This window comes from Acinetobacter sp. WC-743, assembly GCF_000335555.1.
GTDB classification, from domain to species: domain Bacteria; phylum Pseudomonadota; class Gammaproteobacteria; order Pseudomonadales; family Moraxellaceae; genus Acinetobacter; species Acinetobacter bereziniae.
The window spans coordinates 112,911-135,220 of sequence record NZ_AMFQ01000013.1 but is presented as its reverse complement, the minus strand read 5'-3'; the positions used below and the strand labels follow the sequence as shown (position 1 = coordinate 135,220).

At 38.1% G+C, this 22,310-nt stretch carries 17 protein-coding genes and 1 pseudogene; 11 read left to right on the top strand and 7 right to left on the bottom strand.

The features are described from left to right. Positions 1 to 61: 61 nt before the first annotated feature. Positions 62 to 2,293 carry an NADP-dependent isocitrate dehydrogenase gene (locus ACINWC743_RS02335; protein WP_004829177.1) on the bottom strand — a complete coding sequence of 744 codons (2,232 nt, stop codon included), beginning with the start codon at positions 2,291 to 2,293 and terminating at the stop codon, positions 62 to 64. Positions 2,294 to 2,891: 598 nt separating this feature from the next. On the opposite strand from ACINWC743_RS02335, the gene ACINWC743_RS02330 reads away from it, so the two are divergent. After that, positions 2,892 to 5,348 (top strand): acyl-CoA dehydrogenase, encoded by a 2,457-nt coding sequence (locus ACINWC743_RS02330; RefSeq protein WP_009584228.1) that lies wholly within the window; start codon positions 2,892 to 2,894, stop codon positions 5,346 to 5,348. 151 nt (positions 5,349 to 5,499) lie between these two features. Beyond that, positions 5,500 to 5,889, top strand: a complete 390-nt coding sequence (locus ACINWC743_RS02325) for a carboxymuconolactone decarboxylase family protein (RefSeq protein ID WP_035300046.1) — start codon at positions 5,500 to 5,502, stop codon at positions 5,887 to 5,889. A gap of 63 nt (positions 5,890 to 5,952) precedes the next feature. On the opposite strand, the gene ACINWC743_RS02320 is transcribed toward ACINWC743_RS02325, so the two are convergent. Beyond that, the gene (locus ACINWC743_RS02320) at positions 5,953 to 6,207 is read right to left on the bottom strand and encodes a hypothetical protein (protein WP_009584126.1); all 255 of its coding nucleotides are present in this window, start codon (positions 6,205 to 6,207) and stop codon (positions 5,953 to 5,955) included. A gap of 295 nt (positions 6,208 to 6,502) precedes the next feature. Here ACINWC743_RS02320 and ACINWC743_RS02315 point away from each other — a divergent pair, with 295 nt between their 5' ends. From ACINWC743_RS02315 to ACINWC743_RS02300, 4 genes are all read left to right on the top strand, one after another. After that, positions 6,503 to 6,856 (top strand): hypothetical protein, encoded by a 354-nt coding sequence (locus ACINWC743_RS02315; RefSeq protein WP_009584123.1) that lies wholly within the window; start codon positions 6,503 to 6,505, stop codon positions 6,854 to 6,856. A 1-nt stretch (position 6,857) separates the two neighbouring features. Further along, the gene (locus ACINWC743_RS02310) at positions 6,858 to 8,594 is read left to right on the top strand and encodes a PepSY-associated TM helix domain-containing protein (protein ID WP_009584179.1); all 1,737 of its coding nucleotides are present in this window, start codon (positions 6,858 to 6,860) and stop codon (positions 8,592 to 8,594) included. Further along, positions 8,591 to 8,929, top strand: a complete 339-nt coding sequence (locus ACINWC743_RS02305; protein ID WP_004829193.1) for a DUF3325 domain-containing protein — start codon at positions 8,591 to 8,593, stop codon at positions 8,927 to 8,929. Before ACINWC743_RS02310 ends, ACINWC743_RS02305 begins: the two co-directional genes overlap by 4 nt. A gap of 88 nt (positions 8,930 to 9,017) precedes the next feature. Continuing rightward, complete coding sequence (locus tag ACINWC743_RS02300) at positions 9,018 to 9,542, top strand: tetratricopeptide repeat protein (RefSeq protein ID WP_009584163.1); 525 nt, start codon at positions 9,018 to 9,020, stop codon at positions 9,540 to 9,542. 44 nt (positions 9,543 to 9,586) lie between these two features. Here ACINWC743_RS02300 and ACINWC743_RS24675 read toward each other — a convergent pair. The 5 genes and pseudogenes from ACINWC743_RS24675 to ACINWC743_RS02280 form a co-directional block, all read right to left on the bottom strand. Then, a pseudogene (locus tag ACINWC743_RS24675) lies at positions 9,587 to 9,730 on the bottom strand (DUF4424 family protein); the annotation flags it as partial. 78 nt (positions 9,731 to 9,808) lie between these two features. Further along, a complete protein-coding gene (locus ACINWC743_RS02295; protein ID WP_009584132.1) occupies positions 9,809 to 11,227 on the bottom strand; it encodes an amidase in 1,419 nt (472 codons plus the stop codon). Then, positions 11,217 to 11,399 carry a hypothetical protein gene (locus ACINWC743_RS02290; RefSeq protein ID WP_005032729.1) on the bottom strand — a complete coding sequence of 61 codons (183 nt, stop codon included), beginning with the start codon at positions 11,397 to 11,399 and terminating at the stop codon, positions 11,217 to 11,219. The genes ACINWC743_RS02295 and ACINWC743_RS02290 overlap by 11 nt, the downstream gene beginning before the upstream one ends. 655 nt (positions 11,400 to 12,054) lie before the next feature. Beyond that, positions 12,055 to 12,615 (bottom strand): hypothetical protein, encoded by a 561-nt coding sequence (locus tag ACINWC743_RS02285; protein ID WP_009584178.1) that lies wholly within the window; start codon positions 12,613 to 12,615, stop codon positions 12,055 to 12,057. Positions 12,616 to 12,618: 3 nt separating this feature from the next. Then, on the bottom strand, positions 12,619 to 13,461 hold the full coding sequence (locus ACINWC743_RS02280) for a hypothetical protein (protein ID WP_009584205.1): 843 nt from the start codon (positions 13,459 to 13,461) through the stop codon (positions 12,619 to 12,621). A gap of 287 nt (positions 13,462 to 13,748) precedes the next feature. Between ACINWC743_RS02280 and ahcY the strand changes: the two genes are divergently transcribed. The 5 genes from ahcY (at position 13,749) to ACINWC743_RS02255 (ending at position 22,254) form a co-directional block, all read left to right on the top strand. Further along, positions 13,749 to 15,131 (top strand): adenosylhomocysteinase, encoded by a 1,383-nt coding sequence (gene ahcY, locus ACINWC743_RS02275; RefSeq protein ID WP_004829204.1) that lies wholly within the window; start codon positions 13,749 to 13,751, stop codon positions 15,129 to 15,131. Positions 15,132 to 15,255: 124 nt separating this feature from the next. Beyond that, on the top strand, positions 15,256 to 16,092 hold the full coding sequence (gene metF / locus ACINWC743_RS02270) for a methylenetetrahydrofolate reductase [NAD(P)H] (protein ID WP_004829206.1): 837 nt from the start codon (positions 15,256 to 15,258) through the stop codon (positions 16,090 to 16,092). Between the two features lie 38 nt (positions 16,093 to 16,130). Beyond that, positions 16,131 to 16,850, top strand: a complete 720-nt coding sequence (locus tag ACINWC743_RS02265) for a 16S rRNA (uracil(1498)-N(3))-methyltransferase (protein WP_009584191.1) — start codon at positions 16,131 to 16,133, stop codon at positions 16,848 to 16,850. Positions 16,851 to 17,401: 551 nt separating this feature from the next. Continuing rightward, complete coding sequence (locus ACINWC743_RS02260; protein WP_228129097.1) at positions 17,402 to 19,846, top strand: EAL domain-containing protein; 2,445 nt, start codon at positions 17,402 to 17,404, stop codon at positions 19,844 to 19,846. 137 nt (positions 19,847 to 19,983) lie between these two features. After that, positions 19,984 to 22,254, top strand: coding sequence for an NADP-dependent malic enzyme (locus ACINWC743_RS02255; protein WP_009584199.1), 2,271 nt, complete (start codon positions 19,984 to 19,986; stop codon positions 22,252 to 22,254). Positions 22,255 to 22,310 lie beyond the last annotated feature (56 nt).

The window sequence follows — 22,310 nt, the reverse complement described above, 5'->3', positions numbered from 1 at the left end:
AACTCAAATAAAAAAATCGGTGCCTAAGCACCGATTTTTTATCTATGAATTGATTGGTTTACTAGATTTTTTCTAGCACTGCATTCAGTGTAGCACTTGGGCGCATTACAGCTTCAACTTTGGCTGTGTCTACAGCATAGTAGCCGCCAATATCTGCTGGTTTACCTTGAACTGCTGCAAGTTCAGCAATGATTTTTTCCTCATTGTCCGCTAACGCTTGTGCAAGAGGTGCAAATTTTGCTTTTAATTCTGCATCTTCTTCTTGTTCAGTCAAAGCTTCAGCCCAGAACTTCGCAAGGTAGAAATGGCTACCACGATTATCCAACTCACCTGTACGACGTGAAGGTGATTTGTCATTGTCGAGCAACTTGCCAGTCGCTTGGTCTAAAGTCTTCGCAAGTAGTTTCGCACGTGCATTGTCTTCTTTAATACCCATTTCTTCTAAAGAAACAGCCAATGCCAAGAACTCACCAAGAGAATCCCAACGCAAATGGTTTTCTTCTACAAGTTGTTGTACGTGTTTAGGCGCTGAACCACCCGCACCTGTTTCGTACATACCACCACCCGCCATTAATGGAACGATAGACAACATTTTCGCAGAAGTACCCAATTCCATAATTGGGAATAAGTCTGTGAGGTAATCACGTAAGATGTTACCTGTTACAGAAATCGTATCCAAACCACGCGCAACACGCTCAAGTGTATAACGCATCGCACGGACTTGAGACATGATTTGAATATCAAGACCCGTTGTATCATGCTCTTTCAAGTATTTTTGTACTTTCTTGATCAATTCGTTTTCATGTGGACGGTATGGGTCAAGCCAGAAAATTGCCGGCATGCCAGAGTTACGTGCACGAGTTACGGCAAGTTTTACCCAGTCACGAATCGGTGCATCTTTTACCTGACACATACGCCAGATATCGCCTTCCTCAACGTTTTGAGACATTAAAACTTCACCTGTTTCTAGGTCAGTGATGTTTGCAACACCCGCAGCTGAAACTTCGAAAGTTTTGTCATGAGAACCATATTCTTCAGCTTTTTGTGCCATCAAACCAACGTTTGGCACAGTACCCATCGTACGTGGGTCAAAATTACCATTCCATTTGCAGAAATTAATCATTTCTTGGTAAATACGGGCAAAAGTAGATTCAGGCATTACTGCTTTACAGTCATAAGGTTTGCCATCAGCACCCCACATTTTACCACCACCACGGATCATGGCAGGCATTGACGCATCAACAATGACATCATTTGGTGAATGGAAGTTTGTGATGCCCTTTGCAGAATCCACCATTGCCAATGCAGGACGGTGTTCTTGGCAAGCATGAAGATCTTCAATGATTTCTTCACGTAGAGATGTTGGTAAAGTCGCGATTTTTTCGTATAGACCCGCCATACCGTTATTCACGTTGATGCCGAGCTCATCAAACAATTTACCGTGTTTTTCAAAAGCATCTTTGTAATAAATTTTCACACAGTGACCGAATACGATCGGATGTGAAACTTTCATCATGGTTGCTTTTACGTGTAAAGAGAACAGAATCCCTGCTTCACGGCAATCTTCAAGTTCTTTTTCATAGAAATCACACAGTGCTTTCTTGCTCATGAACATTGAATCAATCACTTCACCATCTTGAAGTGCAACTTTTGGCTTAAGTACAATGGTTTCGCCTGTTGTTGTAATTAATTCCATTTTCACATTGCGCGCACGGTCAAGTGTCATTGACTTTTCACCGTGGTAGAAATCACCTTCATCCATGTGAGAAACATGAGTTTGCGACCACTGTTTCCACTCACCCATAGAGTGCGGGTGTTTTTTCGCATAGTTTTTAACAGCAGCAGGCGCACGGCGGTCAGAGTTACCTTCACGCAATACTGGGTTTACTGCTGAACCAAGACATTTGCTATAACGGGTCTTGATTGCTTTTTCTTCTTCAGTAGTCGGATTTTCAGGATAATCAGGGATTGCATAACCCTTAGACTGAAGTTCCTTAATGCAAGCTGTTAACTGAGCAACAGAAGCACTGATGTTCGGGAGTTTGATAATATTAGTGTCTGGATCTTGAGTAAGACGACCTAACTGTGCAAGGTTGTCAGATACCTTCTGTTCATCGCTTAAATAGTCCGCGAATTCAGCGAGGACACGTGCAGCTACAGAGATATCAGTTTTGACAATCTCTACGCCAGCTGGCTTAGTAAAGGTCTCAATGATCGGCAGTAGCGAATAAGTCGCCAATAGTGGCGCCTCGTCAGTCAGTGTGTAAATGATTGTTGACTTTCCACCAGCCATATATAGCCCCTTGCTGTTGATTGTGTTTTTGAGAACCGAGCTTGTGACCCGACTCCTACGAACCGATTTGCTTAAAATTAACCCTGAGAGTATCAGCCTTCATGCTATGAGAGTCAACGCAAGATCTGTGATAACGACATTTCGAAAAAAAATGGTACATCACAAATATTCCATCAAAGCGAATATTTGCACAAAAAATAAGCATTTTTAATAGAAATCATCAATATTCTGGAAATTAACACAAATTTATAACATCAGCAGATTCATTTTTTAAAATAAATATAGGATCCACGCTGGATTGCGCTCAATCAGTTCAAAACTGAGACTGCTAAAAAATTGAAAAGTATTCATAGAATAAATACCCAATAAACTCTGCTTATCAAACTTATATGGACTTTAAGTAAGATCGTGACCAAGATTGATTAACTTATACTCACAAAACAACAATACTTTTACCTTAATGTTTAGATAAAAAATCGTTATTAATAAATAATATGTTTATTTTTTCACCTTATTTTTTAATGAAAGAATAAATCTAATGTCATCAGGTCTTCGTATTTCTCAAAACTAATATTAAAACTCTAGAGGTAATATGTTTATGCTGTTACTCATTACGATACTTATTCAAATTATCACACTTTGGGCTATTTTCTTTTTCGCGCTGTCTCGAAACATAGGGGCTGTGATCACCATAGTGGTTTCAATCTTAGCTGCATTGATCAGCCCATGGTCTCTGATCATTGGTCTTCCACTGATTCTGATCAGTCTGGTGTTAGTCATAGAACCTCTGCGGATGCAAGTATTGACCAAGCCTGCCTACAATACGCTTGCCAATGCGATGCCAAGTATGAGCACCACTGAACGTGAAGCGCTTGATGCAGGTACCAGTTGGTGGGAAAAAGAATTGTTTATGGGTGCACCCGATTGGGAAAAATTCAATGATTACCCTTATCCAACACTTTCAAAAGAAGAGCAATCATTTTTAGATAACGAAGTTGAACAACTGTGTCAATTATTGAATGAGTGGGAAATCCATCAAAATAAAGACTTAAATGAACAAACTTGGCAATTCATTAAAGAAAAAGGCTTTTTTGGACTGATCATCCCCAAAGAATATGGTGGACGTGAATTCACTTCATTTGCTCAAAGCCGAATTATGAGCAAAATTGCATCTCGCTCATTGACTGCGGCAGTGACATGTATGGTGCCAAATTCATTGGGACCTGGAGAGTTATTGCTCAACTACGGAACTGACGAACAAAAAAATCGTTATCTTCCTGGCTTAGCCAAAGGTGAAGAAATTCCATGCTTTGGTTTGACCAGTCCAGAAGCTGGTTCTGATGCTGGGGCAATTCCAGATACAGGCGTTGTATGTTATGGCGATTTTGAAGGACAACAAACCCTCGGTTTAAAGATGAATTTCTCCAAACGCTGGATTACCTTAGCACCAGTCGCCACTGTAGTCGGTTTAGCCTTTAAACTTTATGATCCCGAAGGGCTATTGGGGGATAAAAGCAAAACTGAATATGGCATCACTTGTGCGCTTATTCCTGCATCTCATGAAGGCGTTGTTGTAGGACCTCGCCACCATCCGGGCGGTTCACCCTTTATGAATGGTACGGTTGAGGGACGAGATGTTTTTATTCCAATCGACTGGATCATTGGTGGTGCTGAAAACGCAGGTAAAGGTTGGCGAATGTTGATGGAATGTCTTGCCGTCGGACGTGGAATTTCACTGCCTGCCCTATCTACCGCAGCCAGTGAAATGACCTATTTATCTGTCGGTGCATTTGCAAAAATTCGTCAACAATTCAAGCTTTCGGTAGGTCAGTTTGAAGGGGTACAAGAAGTTAGCAGTGAAATCGTCAGTGGTACTTATAAACTTGAAGCTTTCCGTTATTTAGTCACCTGTGGGCTTAATCAAGGAGGTAAACCTGCTGTGATGACAGCAATGGCAAAATACTATGCAACTGAGACCATGCGTAAACTGGTCAATCATGGTATGGACATTACAGGCGGTCGTGGTATTCAACAAGGTCCACGCAACTTCCTTGCCAACATGTACCAAGCTATTCCAATTTCAATTACTGTCGAGGGTGCAAATATTTTAAGTCGCTCCCTCATGATCTTTGGGCAAGGTTCTATGCGCTGTCACCCCTATTTGTTTGAAGAGCTACAACTTTTACAAGCTGAGGATAAAAATGTGGCTCTCGAAACCTTTAATACCATGCTCTACCAGCATTTAGGTTATACCTTGAACCGAGCTGCTCGAGCATTTACATATGGTTGGTTTGGTTCAAGCCAGCATCGACCAAATTCCGCAGACAAGTTTACTCAACCTTATTACAAAATCATCAATCGCTTCAGTGCAGATTTTGCGCTGACCGCAGATATGTGCTTAGGGCTCTTAGCTGGAGATATTAAACGTAAAGAAATGCTTTCAGGGCGATTAGCCGATATTCATTCACATATGTTCATTGCAACGGCGATTCTCAAATTTTATGAACATGGTCAAAGAAGTGAAGCCGAACAATTACATGCCCAACTTGCTTTAGATGAAACGCTTTATCTGGCACAAGAAGCATTTTTCGGCTTGTTTGATAATTTCCCGATTCCAATCGCCTCAGGTCTGGTGAAGTTTGTTTGCTTCCCATTCGGTAGACCGCTCAAAAAACCGAGTGATCGTCAAAAGAGTGAAGCTGCTGAATTGATCATGCAGAACAATCCATTCCGTGATTATCTAAAAACTCAAGTCTATTATTCGGTTAATCCTCAGGATGCCTTTGGTCGAATGGAAGCAACCTTTAATCTACTGACAACAATAGAAAATGAGTGGAATCACTTTAAAAAGGCGGAATCTAAAGGTGAATATCAAGGTCTTACATTTGAGGAACGTTTGGCTGATGCAGTCAGTCGTGGGGCAATTCAGCAAGATCTTGCAAATAAGTTGGCGGAATACAATGCGTTACGCTATGACAGTATGCTCACCGATATTTTTGACGAAAAACTGGAACGTGTATTGGAACTAGATAATCCCCATCTTCATCAAACATAGAAATATTTGGGAATACACTATTCTCAATGCTATAAACTTTTATCAAAAGCAGTGAATCATTTTCACTGCTTTTTCTTAGACCTATTGCCAATGGGGGCATTAAACTATTTCAGTATAGTGTCAAAAATACAACAGCACAGGAAAAACGATGATGTCAAAACAAGATTATGAAAATGGCTTAAAAGTCCGTACAGAAGTGATGGGTGAAAGTTTTGTCAAACGTGCTCAAGACAACACCGTGTCATTTACTGAACCATTGCAAGACTGGATTAATGAGCACGCATGGGGTTCAACTTGGCAGCGTGAAGGTGTATTGCCTCGTAAATATCGTTCATTGATCACCATCGCATTTTTGGTCGCACAAAAAAGTCCAACTGAACTTAAAGGTCATATTCGTGGTGCTTTAAACAATGGTGCAAGCGTAGAAGAAATACAGGAAGTTCTTTTACACAGCCTTCCTTACTGTGGCGCACCGACAACTCAAGAAGCTTTTCGAGCTGCACTTGAAGTCATCAACGAATATCAAAGCCAGCAGTCTTAGTTTTATAGAGCTTTGCTTTTGATCAATCGTCGATATTTACAAGATATATCTACGATTGAATCATTAGTTCCAAAACACATTGAACGTATAAAAAAACTCATCGACTTCAAAACGAATGTGATAACCCAATTGTGTCAACTCTGAGGAGAGTGCTCGTATATCTTCTAAAGCTAAATGCTTGGGTAAAACTGTAAATACTGCGGTATTGCCCTGCTTTGCATTTTCCTCAATCATTTGAGCAAGGCGAATTTTGTATAATTCAATATTGAGATTTGAGTTTGCTGCCAGCTGTTTTGCATCATCTGCACGTATGAACATTTTTTATTTCCATATTTTTATTAACATTAATACAAGATATAAATAAAAGTAAAAATACGCTGTGTGGTTTGTGTTAGCTAAGATATCTTTAAAATTCAAATCAAGGCTAAACTCGCTAGATCGATTAATTTACACATTTTTTTCAACAGGTCTGAACGGTTTATATACGATGAATTCATAAAATTTAAAATAATTCCACTGCTTTATTTGAATGAAATTTAACTTTTATGTTTAAAAAGTAAATGATAATTGTTATTATTTACTTAATTTTTAACCTTTATTGATTTGATTGCCTATGAATAGCCAGACTGAACTCGATGCGCTGAGTGCATCAATTTCAACTCCGACTGTCTCTGCACGAGCTAAATCCACACCCTCCCTGTTAAAATACCGCTTCATGATTTTTTATCGATTTGCTTTAGCAATTTTAGGTGGCTATTTACTTGCCTCTTTGTCCGCTATGGTGATCGCCAAAACTTTTGCAGATTATCGAGCCTCAGCTGCGATGGCATCTACCCTGCTTGCTTTCTGTATTCATTGTGCTGCTTTCATTTGGGTATTTATGGTCAACAAAACCTTCAAAGCCAGTTTAGGGATCGTTGTTCCATGCATCATTTTATTGATCATTTTAAAAATGATGGGGAACTAACATGCGTGTAGATGCAAAAGTTGAAGGTCCACGCCAATCGATGTCTTGGCTACATACATGGGCAAGTCTAATTTTGGGTTGGTTACTCTATGCGATTTTTTTAACAGGAACATTGAGCTTTTTTCAGTCAGAAATTTCTGTTTGGATGAAACCTGAAACTCACCAATCTGTTCCAAGCTCTTCGCAATTACAACAAACACAAGTTGCTTTAAATTATTTACAGAAGAATTATCCCGATGCAGGCAGTTGGACCATCCAATTACCAAATTCGAGACAAACCACCACTGAGTTAAACATCCGCAAACAAGGTGAAGATTTACAAGCCCGCCGTGGTGGTGAACGCATCACCATTGACAGTGCAACAGGTCAAGTTATCGAAGCACGAGACACTCGGGGTGGTGGTTTTCTCTATCGCTTTCACTTTGAACTCTATGGCGTAGATCGGATTTGGGCGCGCTGGTTGGTCGGTCTAGCAACCATGTTAATGTTTGTTGCGATCATCAGTGGCATCATTACACATAAAAAAATCTTTAAAGATTTCTTTACTTTCCGTTCTGGGAAAGGACAACGCTCTTGGTTAGATGCACACAATGCTACAGCGGTTTTTGCACTTCCATTTCATATCATGATCACATTTAGTGGTCTGTTATTGCTCATGTTTATGTTTATGCCTTGGGGGATCAACCAAGTTTATGAAGATCGACAAGAGTTTTTTCAGGAAATGCGTGGTGGTGTTCAACAGAATAATACACGTAATCGAACAACAGAAAATCGTAACGAAACTGCAAACACAGCTCAGGGGCAAACTGGTCAAGCTCAACAAACTGCGGGCAATGAACAACGTTCACGTGGTGAAAGACGTGCTAAACATCAACAAGAAGATGGACAGCCCGCAGCACTCACTGGTTTAGCACCAATTATTGCAAATGCACAAACCCAGTGGAAAGACAATCCAATTGCGTCAATTCAGATCATTGCACCAAACACCACCAATGCAAGTATTGAACTTCGAGCACTTTATGCAAAAAGTGTAATACAACGTGGTGTATATCCTGTTTTAAAGTTTGATGGTGTTACGGGGAAAAACATCTCTGATGATCTACAAGCCAGAAATACTTCTGTACCAATGGGTATCTACAACGTTGTGACTGTCTTACATGAAGCACGTGGACTAGATTTGACTTTCCGCTGGTTATTGTTCTTTTCAGGTGTTCTTGGCACTTTAATGGTGGCTACGGGCTTGATCTTGTGGTGTGTAAAAAGAGCACCTCAACAGCAAAAACAAGGTTATAAATCTTTTGGCTATCGCTTTGTAGAGGTCATGAATATTGCTGCAGTGATTGGATTACCGATTGCTTGTGCGACTTATTTCTATGCCAATCGTTTTATTCCTTTTGAAGTAGAAGCACGTCTAAACTGGGAAATTCGTGCCTTCTTTATCGCATGGCTCGCAACTTTAATTTATGCAGCAATCCGACCACATCGTCAGGCTTGGTTAGAACTTTTAATGCTAGCAACAGTTGCCTATGCCCTGTTACCACTCATTAATTTTATGACAGGTGGTCAAGCACTTTGGAACAGTATTGCCAATGGTCAATGGATGATTGCATCTTTTGATTTAATGACATGGGCGATCGCAATTTTGTTTTTCTTGTCATTTTATAAAGTCAAAAAACATAAAGGGCTTCCAGTCAAAAAAACTAAAAATGTACCAGCAACCAAGGAGATCGCTGTATGATTTTCTTCTTATTGATTTGGTCTATATCCAGTTTAGCGATGATTGCACTTGCCAGCGCTATGTCAAAGCATCAAAAACAAATTTATGGTCATGAATTAGCAAAAAAAACCACCCTATTTGCGACACTATCAGGTTGGGGCTTATTGTTCATCTCTTTAATCATCTGCTTAATGTCAGGAAAACCGAGTAGTATGCTGAGTCTATGGGTAGGCATACTCACTTTTTCAGCATTATTCGTAGGATCATTGTTGAGCTATTACAGCGCTAAAATAAAAACTGTAGCAATCATCTGCCTCATTGTGAGTTGTATCACAGGTATCATCCTACTGGTCTAAATTGTTTGGTCAAAATCAGTTATACTCTTAAGCCAATCTTAGATTGGCTTTTTTGTTAAAACTCTTTTGTCTTTACATTGGTATTTTTATGTCTAAACCACTTTCAATCCCTTCAGAATTGTTAAATCGTGCTGCGATGGGAAATCCTGCTGCACAATTTGAACTTGCTGAAATTTACATGCAAAGTGAGGATGAAGATAACAATCAACTCGCCGAAGAATGGGCATTGAAAGCAGCACAATTAGGGCATGTAGAAGCCATGTACTGGTTAGGTGAAGGCTATACTTATTATGCAAAAGAAATTTTAGAAGAAGATCCAGATGAATCCAAAACCTACTTCGAGCATGCACATCGCTGGTTAGAACAAGCCGCAAAACATCAACACCCTGCTGCATTATTAGAATTGTCTAATTTTTATCGTCGTGGTGATGTGGTTGAAAAAGATCTACTCAAATCTGTGGAACTGTTAGAAAAATCCGCGAAATTAGGTGAAATTCAAGCCATGCGTGATTTGGTCTGTATTTATGAGCATGGCTTAGGTGTTGATATTGATGATGAAAAAGCAGACTTCTGGGCAGATAAAGTCAAAACGATTGAAGATACTGAAAAATAAAGCAGTGCATCAAGCCTAATAATATGGGCTTGATGCTGAGTTTCTTTAATTAACTTCTTACTGATCCATAAATCTTCACTGTACACCGCAATATTTTTATTTTTAAGGTATTCAATTCCACCTGTCCTCACATAACCAGTTGAATCATTGGCAAATACGGGTGTCATTGCAAAAACTGAACTCAACATGATGATTTTAATCAATAGAAATACAAGCCTTGACTCATATTTCTATCATCCTGTCTTAGCACTTAAACGTTAAAAGATTTAAATGCGGTCTAAAACTGGCTGTTGATAATTAAACTTTACCTGTTCTTCAATAGCTAAGGCGATATTAAATACCTTTGGTTCTTGAAAAGCAGGACCTATGATTTGCAATCCGACTGGTTGCCCATCAATTAAACCACATGGGATAGTTAAGGCAGGTAAACCTGTTAAATTACTCGGACCCGTAAAACGAATAATATGATTTAATAGATCGACACGCTCACCATTAAGTTTTGCAACTGAACTGCCTATATCAGGTGGCAAAATAGGTAATGTTGGTGCAATCAAAACATCAATTTCTTTGAAGGCTTGGGCAAACTGTTGTTTTAGTTCCCTTCTTAATTGTTGAGCTTGTAAATATTCTACTGCCGTTGGCAACTCACCCAATTCAAATAATAGACGAATATCATCGCCAAAATCATTTGGACGCTGCTGTAAATCATCATGGTGAATCGTAGCGGCTTCTGACAGACTCGTCACTAATTCTACATATTCAGCATTTTTCAATGCTGGGATTGTGACCTTCTTAATGATAGCACCACGCTGCTCAAGCTGAGCAATTTGTTCACGAACTAATTTTTCAATCGGCGCATCGACTTGATGAAAGAAATAGTCTTCGTTAATACCAATGACTTTACCTTTGACATCACTATTGAGCAAGGCAATATAATCTGGAATTTCAACGTGTTTAGAGGTCGGATCTCGCTCATCAAATCCTGCTATTACTTTTAACATAGCAGCAGCGTCTGCAACAGTTTTAGCCATTGGTCCAATATGATCTAAAGTCCATGCCAATGGAAAACAACCATACTTTGCAACTAAACCATGAGTTGGTTTTAACCCAACTAAACCACATGCTGAAGATGGGATACGAATTGAACCTGCTGTGTCAGTTCCTAATGTAATGGTCGACATTCCTGAAGCAACAGCTGCACCTGAACCACCGCTTGACCCTCCAGGAATCTTATCAAGATTCCATGGATTACGGCACGGACCGAAATGTGGACTGTTATTGGTAATGCCCCATGCATACTCATGCATATTTAACTTACCGATAATGATTGCGCCCGCAGCCTTGAGTTTGGAAATCACAGTTGCATCATCACTAGAAATGAAATTGGCATGAATCTTAGAAGCCATAGTGGTCACTTCACCACCAATATAAATATTGTCCTTAATCCCCATTGGAATACCGTGGAATGTGCCCTTATAGTTTCCTTGCGCAATCTCTACATCTGCTTGAGCAGCCTCTGCTAAGGCTTTATCTGCGCGAAATGAAATATATGCATTGATTTCTGCATTGTAATCTTGAGCATGTTGCAATACGAGTTGAGTTAAATCTACTGAACTTACACTACGATCTTGAATGCGTTTAGCCAACTCGACAACTGAAAGGTTTAAGAGGTCTTTATTTAACATGATCGCCTCCAGCTGTATTTGTGACACAAATATCATGGTCATTTTTAGTTTGAGTCTGAACCGTTTTTTTTAGCGCTTTTATTCCTTGCCATCTTTGTTCTAATTCTGCTTGAGTTTTCGGATTGACAGGTATATTCAACTGTCCCAATATTTTTGTTGCACTAATATCCATTATTATCACCGTCCTTTTGGAAAATTATATTTTCAGATTGACCATTCGATTCCCATAAAGCTGGCGCCTCAATAAAATTATAATTATTGAATTTCACCTATAAAGATCATTTAATAGACAATCAGCTCCAATTTAATTGGATATAAAAAATATAATATTAGACCTAGGTTGTATTGACAAATAAAGCATCCACTATAAAAAATCACTCAATATAGTTAAAATAAAAAAATTATTATAAATAAAACCATCTCACACTCAATAAAATAAATTTATACATTTATTACCAGCATATTTGTCATTAATTATAAAAACTTAAACATCAAAAGTTAAAAAATATATTCATAAAATAGGAGAAAATATATATAAATTTTAAACCCATATTTACATTAAAAATACTAATCTTTACTCATATCGATATTAGGTTTCTTGCATCAGGCATTTTAAAAATTATAATTTAACTCAAAATCTTCCCCATCCTTGTTTTATCCCTTTGGGAGAACGAACTTTCAATATTAATATGATTCGTTCAACATGATCATTTTTTTATTTATGAAAAAAAACTATTAAGGATCGTTTATAAACAAATAATCTGCCCTATCTAAGCACTCAGTTCTACCCACTTTGACGAATAATTCTATTTCTGTTTATCACAATATTAAATTCCATCCAAATCAGGAAATTCAATATTTTGATAACGATGAGCGTAAATAGCGACATCAAAAGTAATGTAAGTCGAAATATCATTCATGATCTGTTCTTGAAAAAGGACTTCTTTTTCTAATATGGCGTTCCAATACTTAGGTTGATCTGAAAAGTTTTGATAGTAGTCTAGTAGCTCGATGACCCCACTTAATAAAGCCACCAATGCTTGAGATTTATCTTGTTTTGAAACCATCATTGCAAAAGCATCTAAACAAATCACTTCAATTTCATCCAGTTCCTCATAATCATCTACATATTCATCAATTGCCGCATTAGAGCGCTGAATCTTTTGTTGATAGTGAATCAAAAGCTCATGATCAATATCATTAAATAGTTGGGATTTATTGATGGTAATTTGATAATTTTTTTCAATAGAAACATAAAAATGAGGTAATTTCTCATAAAAACTAAAAAGGGCTTTGACCAAACTTTTACGTTGTTCAATTGAGGCTTGTTCAATCGCTTGTTTGAGTGCAAAAGTATGTAAATCAATAATTTTAACGATATCTATCATTTTTCAGCCCCAATACTGACTTTTTAAAACCATAAAACCAATCCAAAGAAAAAGTAACGTCATCACACTTACAATAACTATCACACTGATCAGCACATATCTCAACCAAGCGGGTTGACGATTCAGTGCTTGGCTAAAACCTGACAAATGCTTTCTTAATCGTCCCACTACATACATCGAACCGGCAATAGCCACGGCAAAAACAAAAAAATACTGGGCAATAAAAAAGATTTTAGCGAGCCACGACCCTCTTAAATCAAACCACCTCTGAGAATAAAATAAAAAAGCGTCTTGGGGTTGTGCTGGGTTAACCCAAACCTCAAATTCATGCTTGTTTATTGAATGTTCAAACTTTTGCTGTGAGGATTGCTTTAAAGTATCAGATTGATCTGTAACCCACAGATAATACTGCCGAGCAATATCAGGTTGTTCGACTGTATACATCTTTTGTTGATAACGATACTCATAGATCACATTCATATAAGCAAAACTGGTACTGCGCCCGATTCGATACTGTTCAGCAGAGTAATCAATGATATGAACGTGTTGTACTTTTTCCCAAGTCGGATGCCAGAGTTTAAATTCTTCAAATTGTATACGTGGTGAAGCGGTATAAACACACTGCAAAATAAAATAGCTACAGATCAACACCAAAGCATGCACATGGCTGTGCTTGGAAAGAGAAAATTTGCGCCCTAGAAATACAGAGAAAATGATATAGAACAAGAACACATAGAGAAAAATGTGAATATTTTCATCTGCAATAAAATAGAAAAATATGCCAAAAATCACAAATACAGCTACAAATATAACGCCTAAATATTGTTTGATTTGATGTGAATGCATTATTTGCCTTTATTATGATGTTGATCGCTTTATTGATACTGAACTATTTTTCATACAGATTTTGCCCAAAAACTAATTCTATCTTTTAGTTGAATATTAACCAACTACATTTGAACTCTACTAAAATCTAGGTACAATAGTCGCCAGTCGAGGGATGCTGCGACTTTTTCACAGGCACATAAATGTGAAATCGCTAGGCTCGACGATTCGGTCAGACATTCGTGCTGGTCAACAACGGCATCCGCGAACTGAATGATCAATATTTGTTATTTATAAAGGAGATCGTGATGAACGCGGTTAATGCTTCATTTACAGATTATAAAGTTGCTGATATTTCCCTAGCCGATTACGGTCGTAAAGAAATCAAACTTGCTGAAGCAGAAATGCCAGCATTGATGGGTTTACGTAAGCGTTACTCAGCAGCAAAACCACTTGCTGGTGCAAAAATTCTTGGTTGTATCCATATGACCATTCAAACCGCTGTTTTGATTGAAACATTGGTTGAACTTGGGGCAGAAGTACGTTGGACTTCATGCAACATCTTCTCGACTCAAGACCATGCTGCTGCGGCTATTGCTGCTTCTGGTATTCCAGTATTTGCTTGGAAAGGTGAGACTGAAGAAGAATACATGTGGTGCCTTGAACAGCAAATCAATGTAAATGGCAAACCTTGGGATGCCAACATGATTTTAGATGATGGCGGTGATTTAACTGCTGTTGTTCATGAAAAATATCCTGAACTCATCGCTAAAATTCATGGTATCACTGAAGAAACAACTACAGGCGTACAACGTCTACATGAAATGTTCCGTGATGGAACATTGAAAGTTCCAGCAATCAATGTCAATGACTCGATTACAAAGTCTAAAAATGACAATAAATACGGTTGCCGCCATTCTCTGAATGATGCCATCAAACGTGGTACAGATATGCTTTTATCTGGACGTCGTGCACTCGTAATTGGTTATGGTGATGTGGGTAAAGGTTCTGCTCAATCTCTTCGTCAAGAAGGCATGATTGTTCGCGTAACTGAAATTGACCCAATCTGTGCAATGCAAGCATGTATGGACGGTTATGAAGTCGTTTCTCCATACAAAAATGGTGTTCAAACAGGCAAGAAAGAAGATATTAACTTAGATCTTCTTCAAAATACTGATCTCATTGTGACCACAACGGGTAACTACCACGTATGTGACTCAGCAATGTTGGATACGTTAAAAGCAGGATCAGTGGTGTGTAACATCGGTCACTTCGATACTGAAATTGATACCAACTATTTACGTGGCTACAAATGGGTTGAAGTTAAACCACAAGTACACCAAGTTTATCGTACAGAAAATGAAAACGATTATTTGATCCTTTTATCTGAAGGTCGTTTGGTTAACTTAGGCAATGCAACAGGTCACCCTTCTCGTGTAATGGATGGTTCTTTTGCCAACCAAGTATTAGGTCAAATGCATCTATTTGCTGAAAAATTTGCAGATCTTCCAGAAGATCAAAAAGCAGCAAAAATCCGTGTTGAATTAATTCCTAAAAAACTGGATGAAGAAGTTGCTGCTGCAATGGTTGCTGGTTTTGGTGGTGTATTGACACAATTGACTCAAGAACAAGCAGACTACTTAGGTGTGCAAGTTGAGGGTCCGTTTAAATCTGAAGCTTATAAATACTAAGTTTTCATCCTATCTACCCTACACTTTCAAAGTTTATATATTGAAAGTGGATATCCTCTCTTTAGGGAGAGGATTGGGTAAAAGTGAAAGATATTAAAAAGCATTTATAAAAAAGGATTTAATCATGAGCAAACGTATTCCCATTTCGTTTGAGTTTTTCCCAACCAAAACCGATGCAGGTGCGGAAAAACTTAAAATCGTTCATCAAGAATTGCAACAATTCAATCCAGAGTTTTTTTCGATTACTTATGGTGCTGGTGGTTCTACCCGTGAACGTACTTTAGCCGCAATTAATGATTTTAATGGTAAAGGTACACCTGTTGCCCCACATCTTTCATGTATTGGCGATGATAAGGCACGCATTGCTGAATTATTAGATATTTATAAGGCACAGGGTATTGATCGTATCGTTGCATTACGTGGTGATTTACCATCAGGTCAAGTTGGGCTAGGTGAACTCCCTTATGCGACCGATTTGGTTCGTTTTATTCGTGAACATACGGGTGACCACTTTAAAATTGAAGTCGCAGCATACCCAGAAATGCATCCTCAAGCGGAAAGCTATGATGCAGATATTCAACACTTTATTGAAAAAGTAAATGCTGGAGCAAATGCAGCCATTACTCAATTTTTCTTTAATCCAGATGCCTATTTCTATTTTGTAGATCGTATCCAAAAAGCAGGAATTGATATTCCTGTTGCACCAGGCATTATGCCAATTACCAATGCCAGTAATTTAATTCGCTTTGCTGATGGTACTGGCGCTGAAATCCCACGCTGGATTCGTAAGCAACTTGCCACTTATGGTGATGACTCTGCCAGCATTAAAGCCTTTGGTCATGAGGTTGTGATTAAGCTGTGTGAACGCCTCATTGCAGGTGGTGCACCGAGTTTGCACTTCTATACAATGAACCACACTGAACCGAACCGTCAACTTATCCTTGATCTTGGCTTAGCTTAAATCAAAAAATTGAATTCCTTACTTGTGAGTTAAACTGAATGCCTCGCTTTTATATTGAAACGGATTTGGCTGTCGATACGACAGTTGAACTGACTGAAACCGTATTTCATCATTGGGTTAAGGTATTACGTGCACAAGTCGGTGAACAAGCCACTTTGTTCAATGGACAAGGTGGAGAATATGAAGTGCGCTTAACAGAGGTTGCTAAAAAGTCAGCTTCTGTTGCGGTGCAATCATTTCACCCCGATAATCGGACGCCTGCTTTTAATGCTTTGCTAGGACAAGTCATGAGTAAAGGTGATCGTATGGATTATGCCATACAGAAAGCAGTTGAACTTGGTGTATCCAAAATTCAATTACTGACTTCTGAGCGTTGTGAAATGCGTTTGAAATATGACCGCGACCAAAAAAAGCTTGATCATTGGCAAGGTATTGCGATTGCTGCTTGTGAACAGTGTGGGATGAATATTGTGCCTGAAATACTTGCTCCTTTGAGCTTACAAAGCTGGCTGGAAAGTAAATTACCAGAGACTCGTTTTGTTCTTGCTCCTGAAAAAGAGCAAACCGATGTTCTAGCAAATGCATCCTCAAATCTTGCACTGTTGATTGGTCCAGAAGGTGGACTCAGTGAAGCAGAAATCTTGACAGCGAACCAATATGGCTTTAAAAATTGGTGTATTGGTCAACGTGTATTAAGAACCGAGACTGCACCTATCGTTGCCCTGTCTATTTTGAATTATTATTTCCCATTAAAGTGACTTCTATCACACAAAGCAATTGCAAATTTGGTGATTTCACAGTATTTTAGTAGCAAAGAGACTATTAATTAACAAATTTTCAATAGTTGCTCCCCTTAAACCTACGCATTCTAAAAATAGCAGAGGTGCAACAGCTAATGAATGATGTTCAGGAAGAGCTTCTTTCATATGATGTGAATTCATCGAACATCAGAAAGACTATTAAAAATATCCGAATTTTTTTTATTTGGGTATTATTTACGTGCATTTGTGATGCCTTTATTTATCTTTATTTGTTTAAGACACATACCGATTTACTGACATCTTGGTTTGCTGCCACTGTTTTATTTATCCTGTCGATCTGTATTTTTCTAACTTGTATGCTGTATCAAAAGAAAAAAAAATCTTTTAAGCATATGCATGTATTTTTTCAATTTTTTAGTCTAATTTTAGGCAGTCTCTTTGGTATTGGCATCTATATTATCAATTTAGAATTGACCAGATTACCCGATACACTTAACCCTTTTTATTCTTTTCTTTTATCCAGTTTTTTGTTGAGTTTTTCTTATGTCATGGCGATGAACTTTCTGAATCAACGATTCAGTTATTTCACCGCTTTGTTTGTCCCGTCTTCGATTCCTGTTTTCAGCATTCCATTACTATTTCCACAAAATACCAATGAAGTGTATAGCACAGTATTTATTGTTTGGTTCGCATTGTTATTTTTCAGTGCGTATATCTCACATAAAATTTACTTGAATTCGGAAATTTTAAATCTGAAAAATCGTGTATTGATTAGACAATCTCAGCAACAACTTGAACAATCAAAAGGTTTACAGCTTCAACTCAAAAATGAGATCTCCAAAACTGAAACCATGAAAAATGAGTTGCAACTGCATAATCATTTATTAGAACAAAAAGTTAAAGAGCGAACATATGATTTTAAGCAAATGAATGATCGTCTTGAGAATCATCAAGCCAATCTTACCTTTGCACATGAAACCGCTGGAATCCATTCATGGGTCTGGAACATAGAGAAACGTACCTTTGAAATAGCCGACTCAAAGAGTGATGCTGAATTTAGACAATTAAATCTTAAACAGAACAGTGTAGATGATTTCATTCATCCTGAAGATATTGAAAATTATAAAACGCTACTTAAACAACATCTCAAAGGCAAGACTGAACGTTTTGAAGCAATTTATCGTGTAAAGCGCGATGATCAATGGTGCTGGATTCAGGATATTGGTAAAGTAGTTTCAAAGAACTTTAATAATAAACCATTAAGAATGGTGGGTATTCAACGCAATATTCAAAAAGAAAAAACAGATCAAGAAAAATTAAAACTGGCTGCGAATGTTTTAGAACAAGTGGCTGAAGGTGTATTTATTTTAGACTATAATTTGTGTTATTTAGAAGTGAATCCCTATTTTGAACAACTTCTGGCATATACCGAAAATGATTTGATTGGTCGCCATCTCTTTGATATTACACTCAACAACAATGCACGTACGCAAAAGATGTATACGGTGATTACCCAAAGTTTAGTCCAACATGGTGAATTTGAATCAGAATTACAAATTGATTTCACATCAGGGAAAAAGTTGGTGCTTTGGGTACATATTAATGCGATTTATGATGAAAAAAATAAAATTTCAAACTATGTGGGCATTATTACGGACTTAACTGATCGCAAAAAGCAGGAACAACGACTCTCTTATTTAGAACACTACGATATCCTCACCGATCTACCTAATCGCTTTTATTTCAAGCAACGCCTGCATCATTATTTAACCCATTATTCGAGTACATTTAAAAACTTTGCGGTTTTACGCATTAACATTGATCGTTTTAAACTGTTTAATGAGTTCATGAGCCATAAAGAAGGTGATGAATTACTCAAACGAGTGGCACATCGTTTAAGATTATGTTGTAGCAATGCCTCGCTTATTGCCTATTTGAACAATGATGATTTTGCTGTGATATATAATTTAAACAGTAATATCAATATTCATCAGCATGCACAAAACATCTTAGATGCATTTAAACAGCCATTTGAAATCAATGCACAAGAACAAACCATTACGCTTTCAATTGGGATTGCTCTGTACCCAGAACATGGGCTGCAACTGGATAGTTTAAATGGTCACGCAGAATCTGCTTTGAGAGAAGCCAAACGCTTAGGCGGCAATACAGTTTATTTTTATTCTGATAAGAAAACACCTTTACTGAATCAAGGTATAAACTTAGAAAGCGAACTTCGAAAAGCGATTAAACATAAAGAGTTGACTGTCCACTATCAACCTAAAATCTGTGTTAAAACACAACGTATTTATGGTTTTGAAGCTTTAGTGCGTTGGCATCATCCTACACTGGGCTATATTTTGCCTGATATTTTTATTCCACTCGCAGAAGAAACCAGTTTAATTTCTGATATTGGATTGATCGTATTGCATGAAACCTGCAAACAGATTCAGTATTGGCAATCTCTTGGCTTTGATCACTTTAGAGTATCCATCAATATTGTTGCCCAACAAATCTATCGTGGTCAGTTGATTGAAGATATTGATTATGCACTTAAAAAATATAATATTTCTGGTGATATGCTTGAACTTGAATTAACCGAATCTTCTTTATTTGAAAAGTCTGATCAAGTCAATTTACTTTTAAAACAACTGAAAGATCGTCATATTTCAATTTCTTTAGATGATTTCGGTACAGGTTATTCTTCCCTCGCCTATCTTACCAGTTATCCATTTGATATTTTAAAAATAGATAAAGCCTTTATTTCAAAAATTGGTCAAGAAAAAGACGAAGCGATTGTGAATGCAATTATTGCCATGGGAAATGCCATAGGGATTACGCTTGTTGCTGAAGGTGTAGAAACCAAAGAACAGGCATTATTTTTAGAAAAACATGGATGCTATATTTTACAAGGATTCTATTTTTCTAAAGCACTTTCTTCAGCAGACAGTACAAAATATTTAGAACAGCATAAGCTAATTACGATTTGCTAATTTTTTTAGACTTTAAATCTATAACTTTGTTGGAAATAACTGCTTTTTGACTGTCGGTATTGTTCAACAAATGTTATATTCGATCAAATTTAGTCAAACCACCAGCCTCGCTGGAACATGTAATAATCGAGATTCAGATGGATGATCAATCTTTAAAACAGCAAGCCCTTTACTATCACGAATTTCCAACACCAGGAAAAATCAGCGTTACACCAAGCAAGCAATTGGTCAATCAACATGATCTAGCACTTGCCTACTCTCCTGGCGTCGCAGCACCTTGTTTAGAAATTGAAAAAGACCCTTCTAAAGCTGCGCTTTATACTGCGCGTGGTAACTTGGTCGCAGTGGTCAGTAATGGTACAGCCGTTTTAGGACTGGGTAACATTGGTCCATTGGCATCTAAGCCAGTAATGGAAGGTAAAGGCGTATTATTTAAAAAATTCGCGGGTGTCGATGTTTTCGATATCGAAATTGCTGAAAATGATCCTGATAAAATTGTTGATATCGTAGCAGCATTAGAACCTACTTTTGGTGGAATCAACCTCGAAGACATCAAAGCACCAGAATGTTTCTATATTGAACAAAAACTTCGTGAACGCATGAAAATTCCTGTGTTCCATGATGATCAACACGGTACCTCTATCATTGTTGGTTCAGCACTTCTCAATGCCTTGCAATTAAACGGTAAGAAAATTGATGAAATCAAAATTGTCGCTTCTGGCGCTGGTGCTGCGGCACTTTCATGTTTAGATTTACTTTGCGCGATTGGTGCGAAAAAAGAAAACATCATTGTGGCAGACTCACGTGGTCTATTAACCACAAAACGTGAAGGCTTAGATGAGTCGAAAAAGCGTTATGTACAAGATATTGAAGGCTCTCAAATCGCAGATGTGATTGCAGATGCTGATATGTTCTTAGGTCTTTCAGCAGCAGGTATCTTGACCAAAGAAATGGTTAAAGTGATGGCAGCAGATCCTATCATCTTTGCCTTAGCCAACCCAGATCCTGAAATTTTGCCTGAACATGCACATGAAGTACGTCCAGATGTGATTATGGCGACAGGTCGTTCAGACTATCCAAACCAAGTCAACAATGCGCTGTGCTTCCCTTATATCTTCCGTGGTGCGCTTGACGTGGGTGCAACAACAATTAATGAAGAGATGAAAATTGCTTGTGTGCATGCAATCGCACGTATGGCACATGTTGAAGCAGATGCTGCATCTTATGGTGAAAAATCTGCATCGTTTGGTCGTGATTATTTAATTCCACGTCCACTTGATCAACGTCTGATTTTGGAAATTGCACCTGCTGTCGCTCAAGCTGCGATGGACTCAGGTGTAGCGAGTCGCCCAATTGCTGACTTCTCTGCTTATCGTCAACGTTTATCTGAGTTTGTCTATAACTCAGCATTGATGATGAAACCTATTTTTGCGCAAGCAAAAACTGCACCTAAACGTATTGCTTATGCTGAAGGTGAAGATCTTCGTGTATTACGTGCAGTACAAATTGCAGTTGATGAAGGTTTAGCACAACCTATTCTTGTGGGTCGTACTTCTGTCATCGAAACCAACATTAAGAAATTGGGCTTACGTCTAGAACATGGTGTAAACATCACGATCGTTGATCAAGAGAAAAACCCTGATTACGATAAGTTTGCAGATGACTATTACAACTTGATGCAACGCAAAGGCGTAACGCCTGAGTATGCTCAACGTGAGTCACGTCGTCGTTCTACGCTGATTGCTGCAATGTTGGTTCGTCATGGTTTAGCAGACGGTATGTTATGTGGTACTTATGCAAGTTATGACATTCATTTAGACTTTGTTAAAAATGTGATTGGTCTGAAAGATGGTCGTAGCACATTCTTTACTCTAAACGCATTGATGCTTGAAGATCGCAATATTTTCATTGCCGATACTTATGTAAACACTAACCCAACGGCTGAACAGCTTGCTGAAATGACAATTTTAGCTGCTGAAGAAGTCCGTCGTTTCGGTATGACGCCACGTGTTGCTTTATTGTCGCATTCAAGCTTTGGTTCAGACCAAAACGATCCAAGCGCACAGAAAATGCGTAAAGTGTTTGAAATCTTGACTGAGATTGCACCAGAGTTGGAAGTGGAAGGCGAAATGCATGCAGATGCGGCATTAGACGAAAATATTCGTCATTTTGCATTCCCAAATTCTCGCTTCAAAGGTTCTGCAAACTTGTTGATCATGCCAAATCTTGATGCGGCAAACATTTCATTCAACTTGTTAAAATCTACATCAGGCAATAATGTAACGATTGGTCCTATTTTGCTTGGTGCTGCGAAGCCAGTTCATATCTTAACACCAACTGCAACAACACGTCGTTTGGTGAATATGACTGCTTTAACCGTTGCTGAAATTCAACAAGCTCAAGGCTAACCCAGCTTAGCTATAAATACTGCAGAACTTTAGTCAAGCAACTCAAGTTCTGTACT

Excerpts from the sequence above, each read along its gene's own strand:
- ACINWC743_RS02335 (WP_004829177.1), bottom strand. The coding sequence starts at position 2,293 with ATGGCTGGTGGAAAGTCAACAATCATTTACACACTGACTGACGAGGCG.
- ACINWC743_RS02330 (WP_009584228.1), top strand. The coding sequence starts at position 2,892 with ATGCTGTTACTCATTACGATACTTATTCAAATTATCACACTTTGGGCT.
- ACINWC743_RS02325 (WP_035300046.1), top strand. The coding sequence starts at position 5,500 with ATGTCAAAACAAGATTATGAAAATGGCTTAAAAGTCCGTACAGAAGTG.
- ACINWC743_RS02320 (WP_009584126.1), bottom strand. The coding sequence starts at position 6,207 with ATGTTCATACGTGCAGATGATGCAAAACAGCTGGCAGCAAACTCAAAT.
- ACINWC743_RS02315 (WP_009584123.1), top strand. The coding sequence starts at position 6,503 with ATGAATAGCCAGACTGAACTCGATGCGCTGAGTGCATCAATTTCAACT.
- ACINWC743_RS02310 (WP_009584179.1), top strand. The coding sequence starts at position 6,858 with ATGCGTGTAGATGCAAAAGTTGAAGGTCCACGCCAATCGATGTCTTGG.
- ACINWC743_RS02305 (WP_004829193.1), top strand. The coding sequence starts at position 8,591 with ATGATTTTCTTCTTATTGATTTGGTCTATATCCAGTTTAGCGATGATT.
- ACINWC743_RS02300 (WP_009584163.1), top strand. The coding sequence starts at position 9,018 with ATGTCTAAACCACTTTCAATCCCTTCAGAATTGTTAAATCGTGCTGCG.
- ACINWC743_RS02295 (WP_009584132.1), bottom strand. The coding sequence starts at position 11,227 with ATGTTAAATAAAGACCTCTTAAACCTTTCAGTTGTCGAGTTGGCTAAA.
- ACINWC743_RS02290 (WP_005032729.1), bottom strand. The coding sequence starts at position 11,399 with ATGGATATTAGTGCAACAAAAATATTGGGACAGTTGAATATACCTGTC.
- ACINWC743_RS02285 (WP_009584178.1), bottom strand. The coding sequence starts at position 12,615 with ATGATAGATATCGTTAAAATTATTGATTTACATACTTTTGCACTCAAA.
- ACINWC743_RS02280 (WP_009584205.1), bottom strand. The coding sequence starts at position 13,461 with ATGCATTCACATCAAATCAAACAATATTTAGGCGTTATATTTGTAGCT.
- ahcY (WP_004829204.1), top strand. The coding sequence starts at position 13,749 with ATGAACGCGGTTAATGCTTCATTTACAGATTATAAAGTTGCTGATATT.
- metF (WP_004829206.1), top strand. The coding sequence starts at position 15,256 with ATGAGCAAACGTATTCCCATTTCGTTTGAGTTTTTCCCAACCAAAACC.
- ACINWC743_RS02265 (WP_009584191.1), top strand. The coding sequence starts at position 16,131 with ATGCCTCGCTTTTATATTGAAACGGATTTGGCTGTCGATACGACAGTT.
- ACINWC743_RS02260 (WP_228129097.1), top strand. The coding sequence starts at position 17,402 with ATGGCGATGAACTTTCTGAATCAACGATTCAGTTATTTCACCGCTTTG.
- ACINWC743_RS02255 (WP_009584199.1), top strand. The coding sequence starts at position 19,984 with ATGGATGATCAATCTTTAAAACAGCAAGCCCTTTACTATCACGAATTT.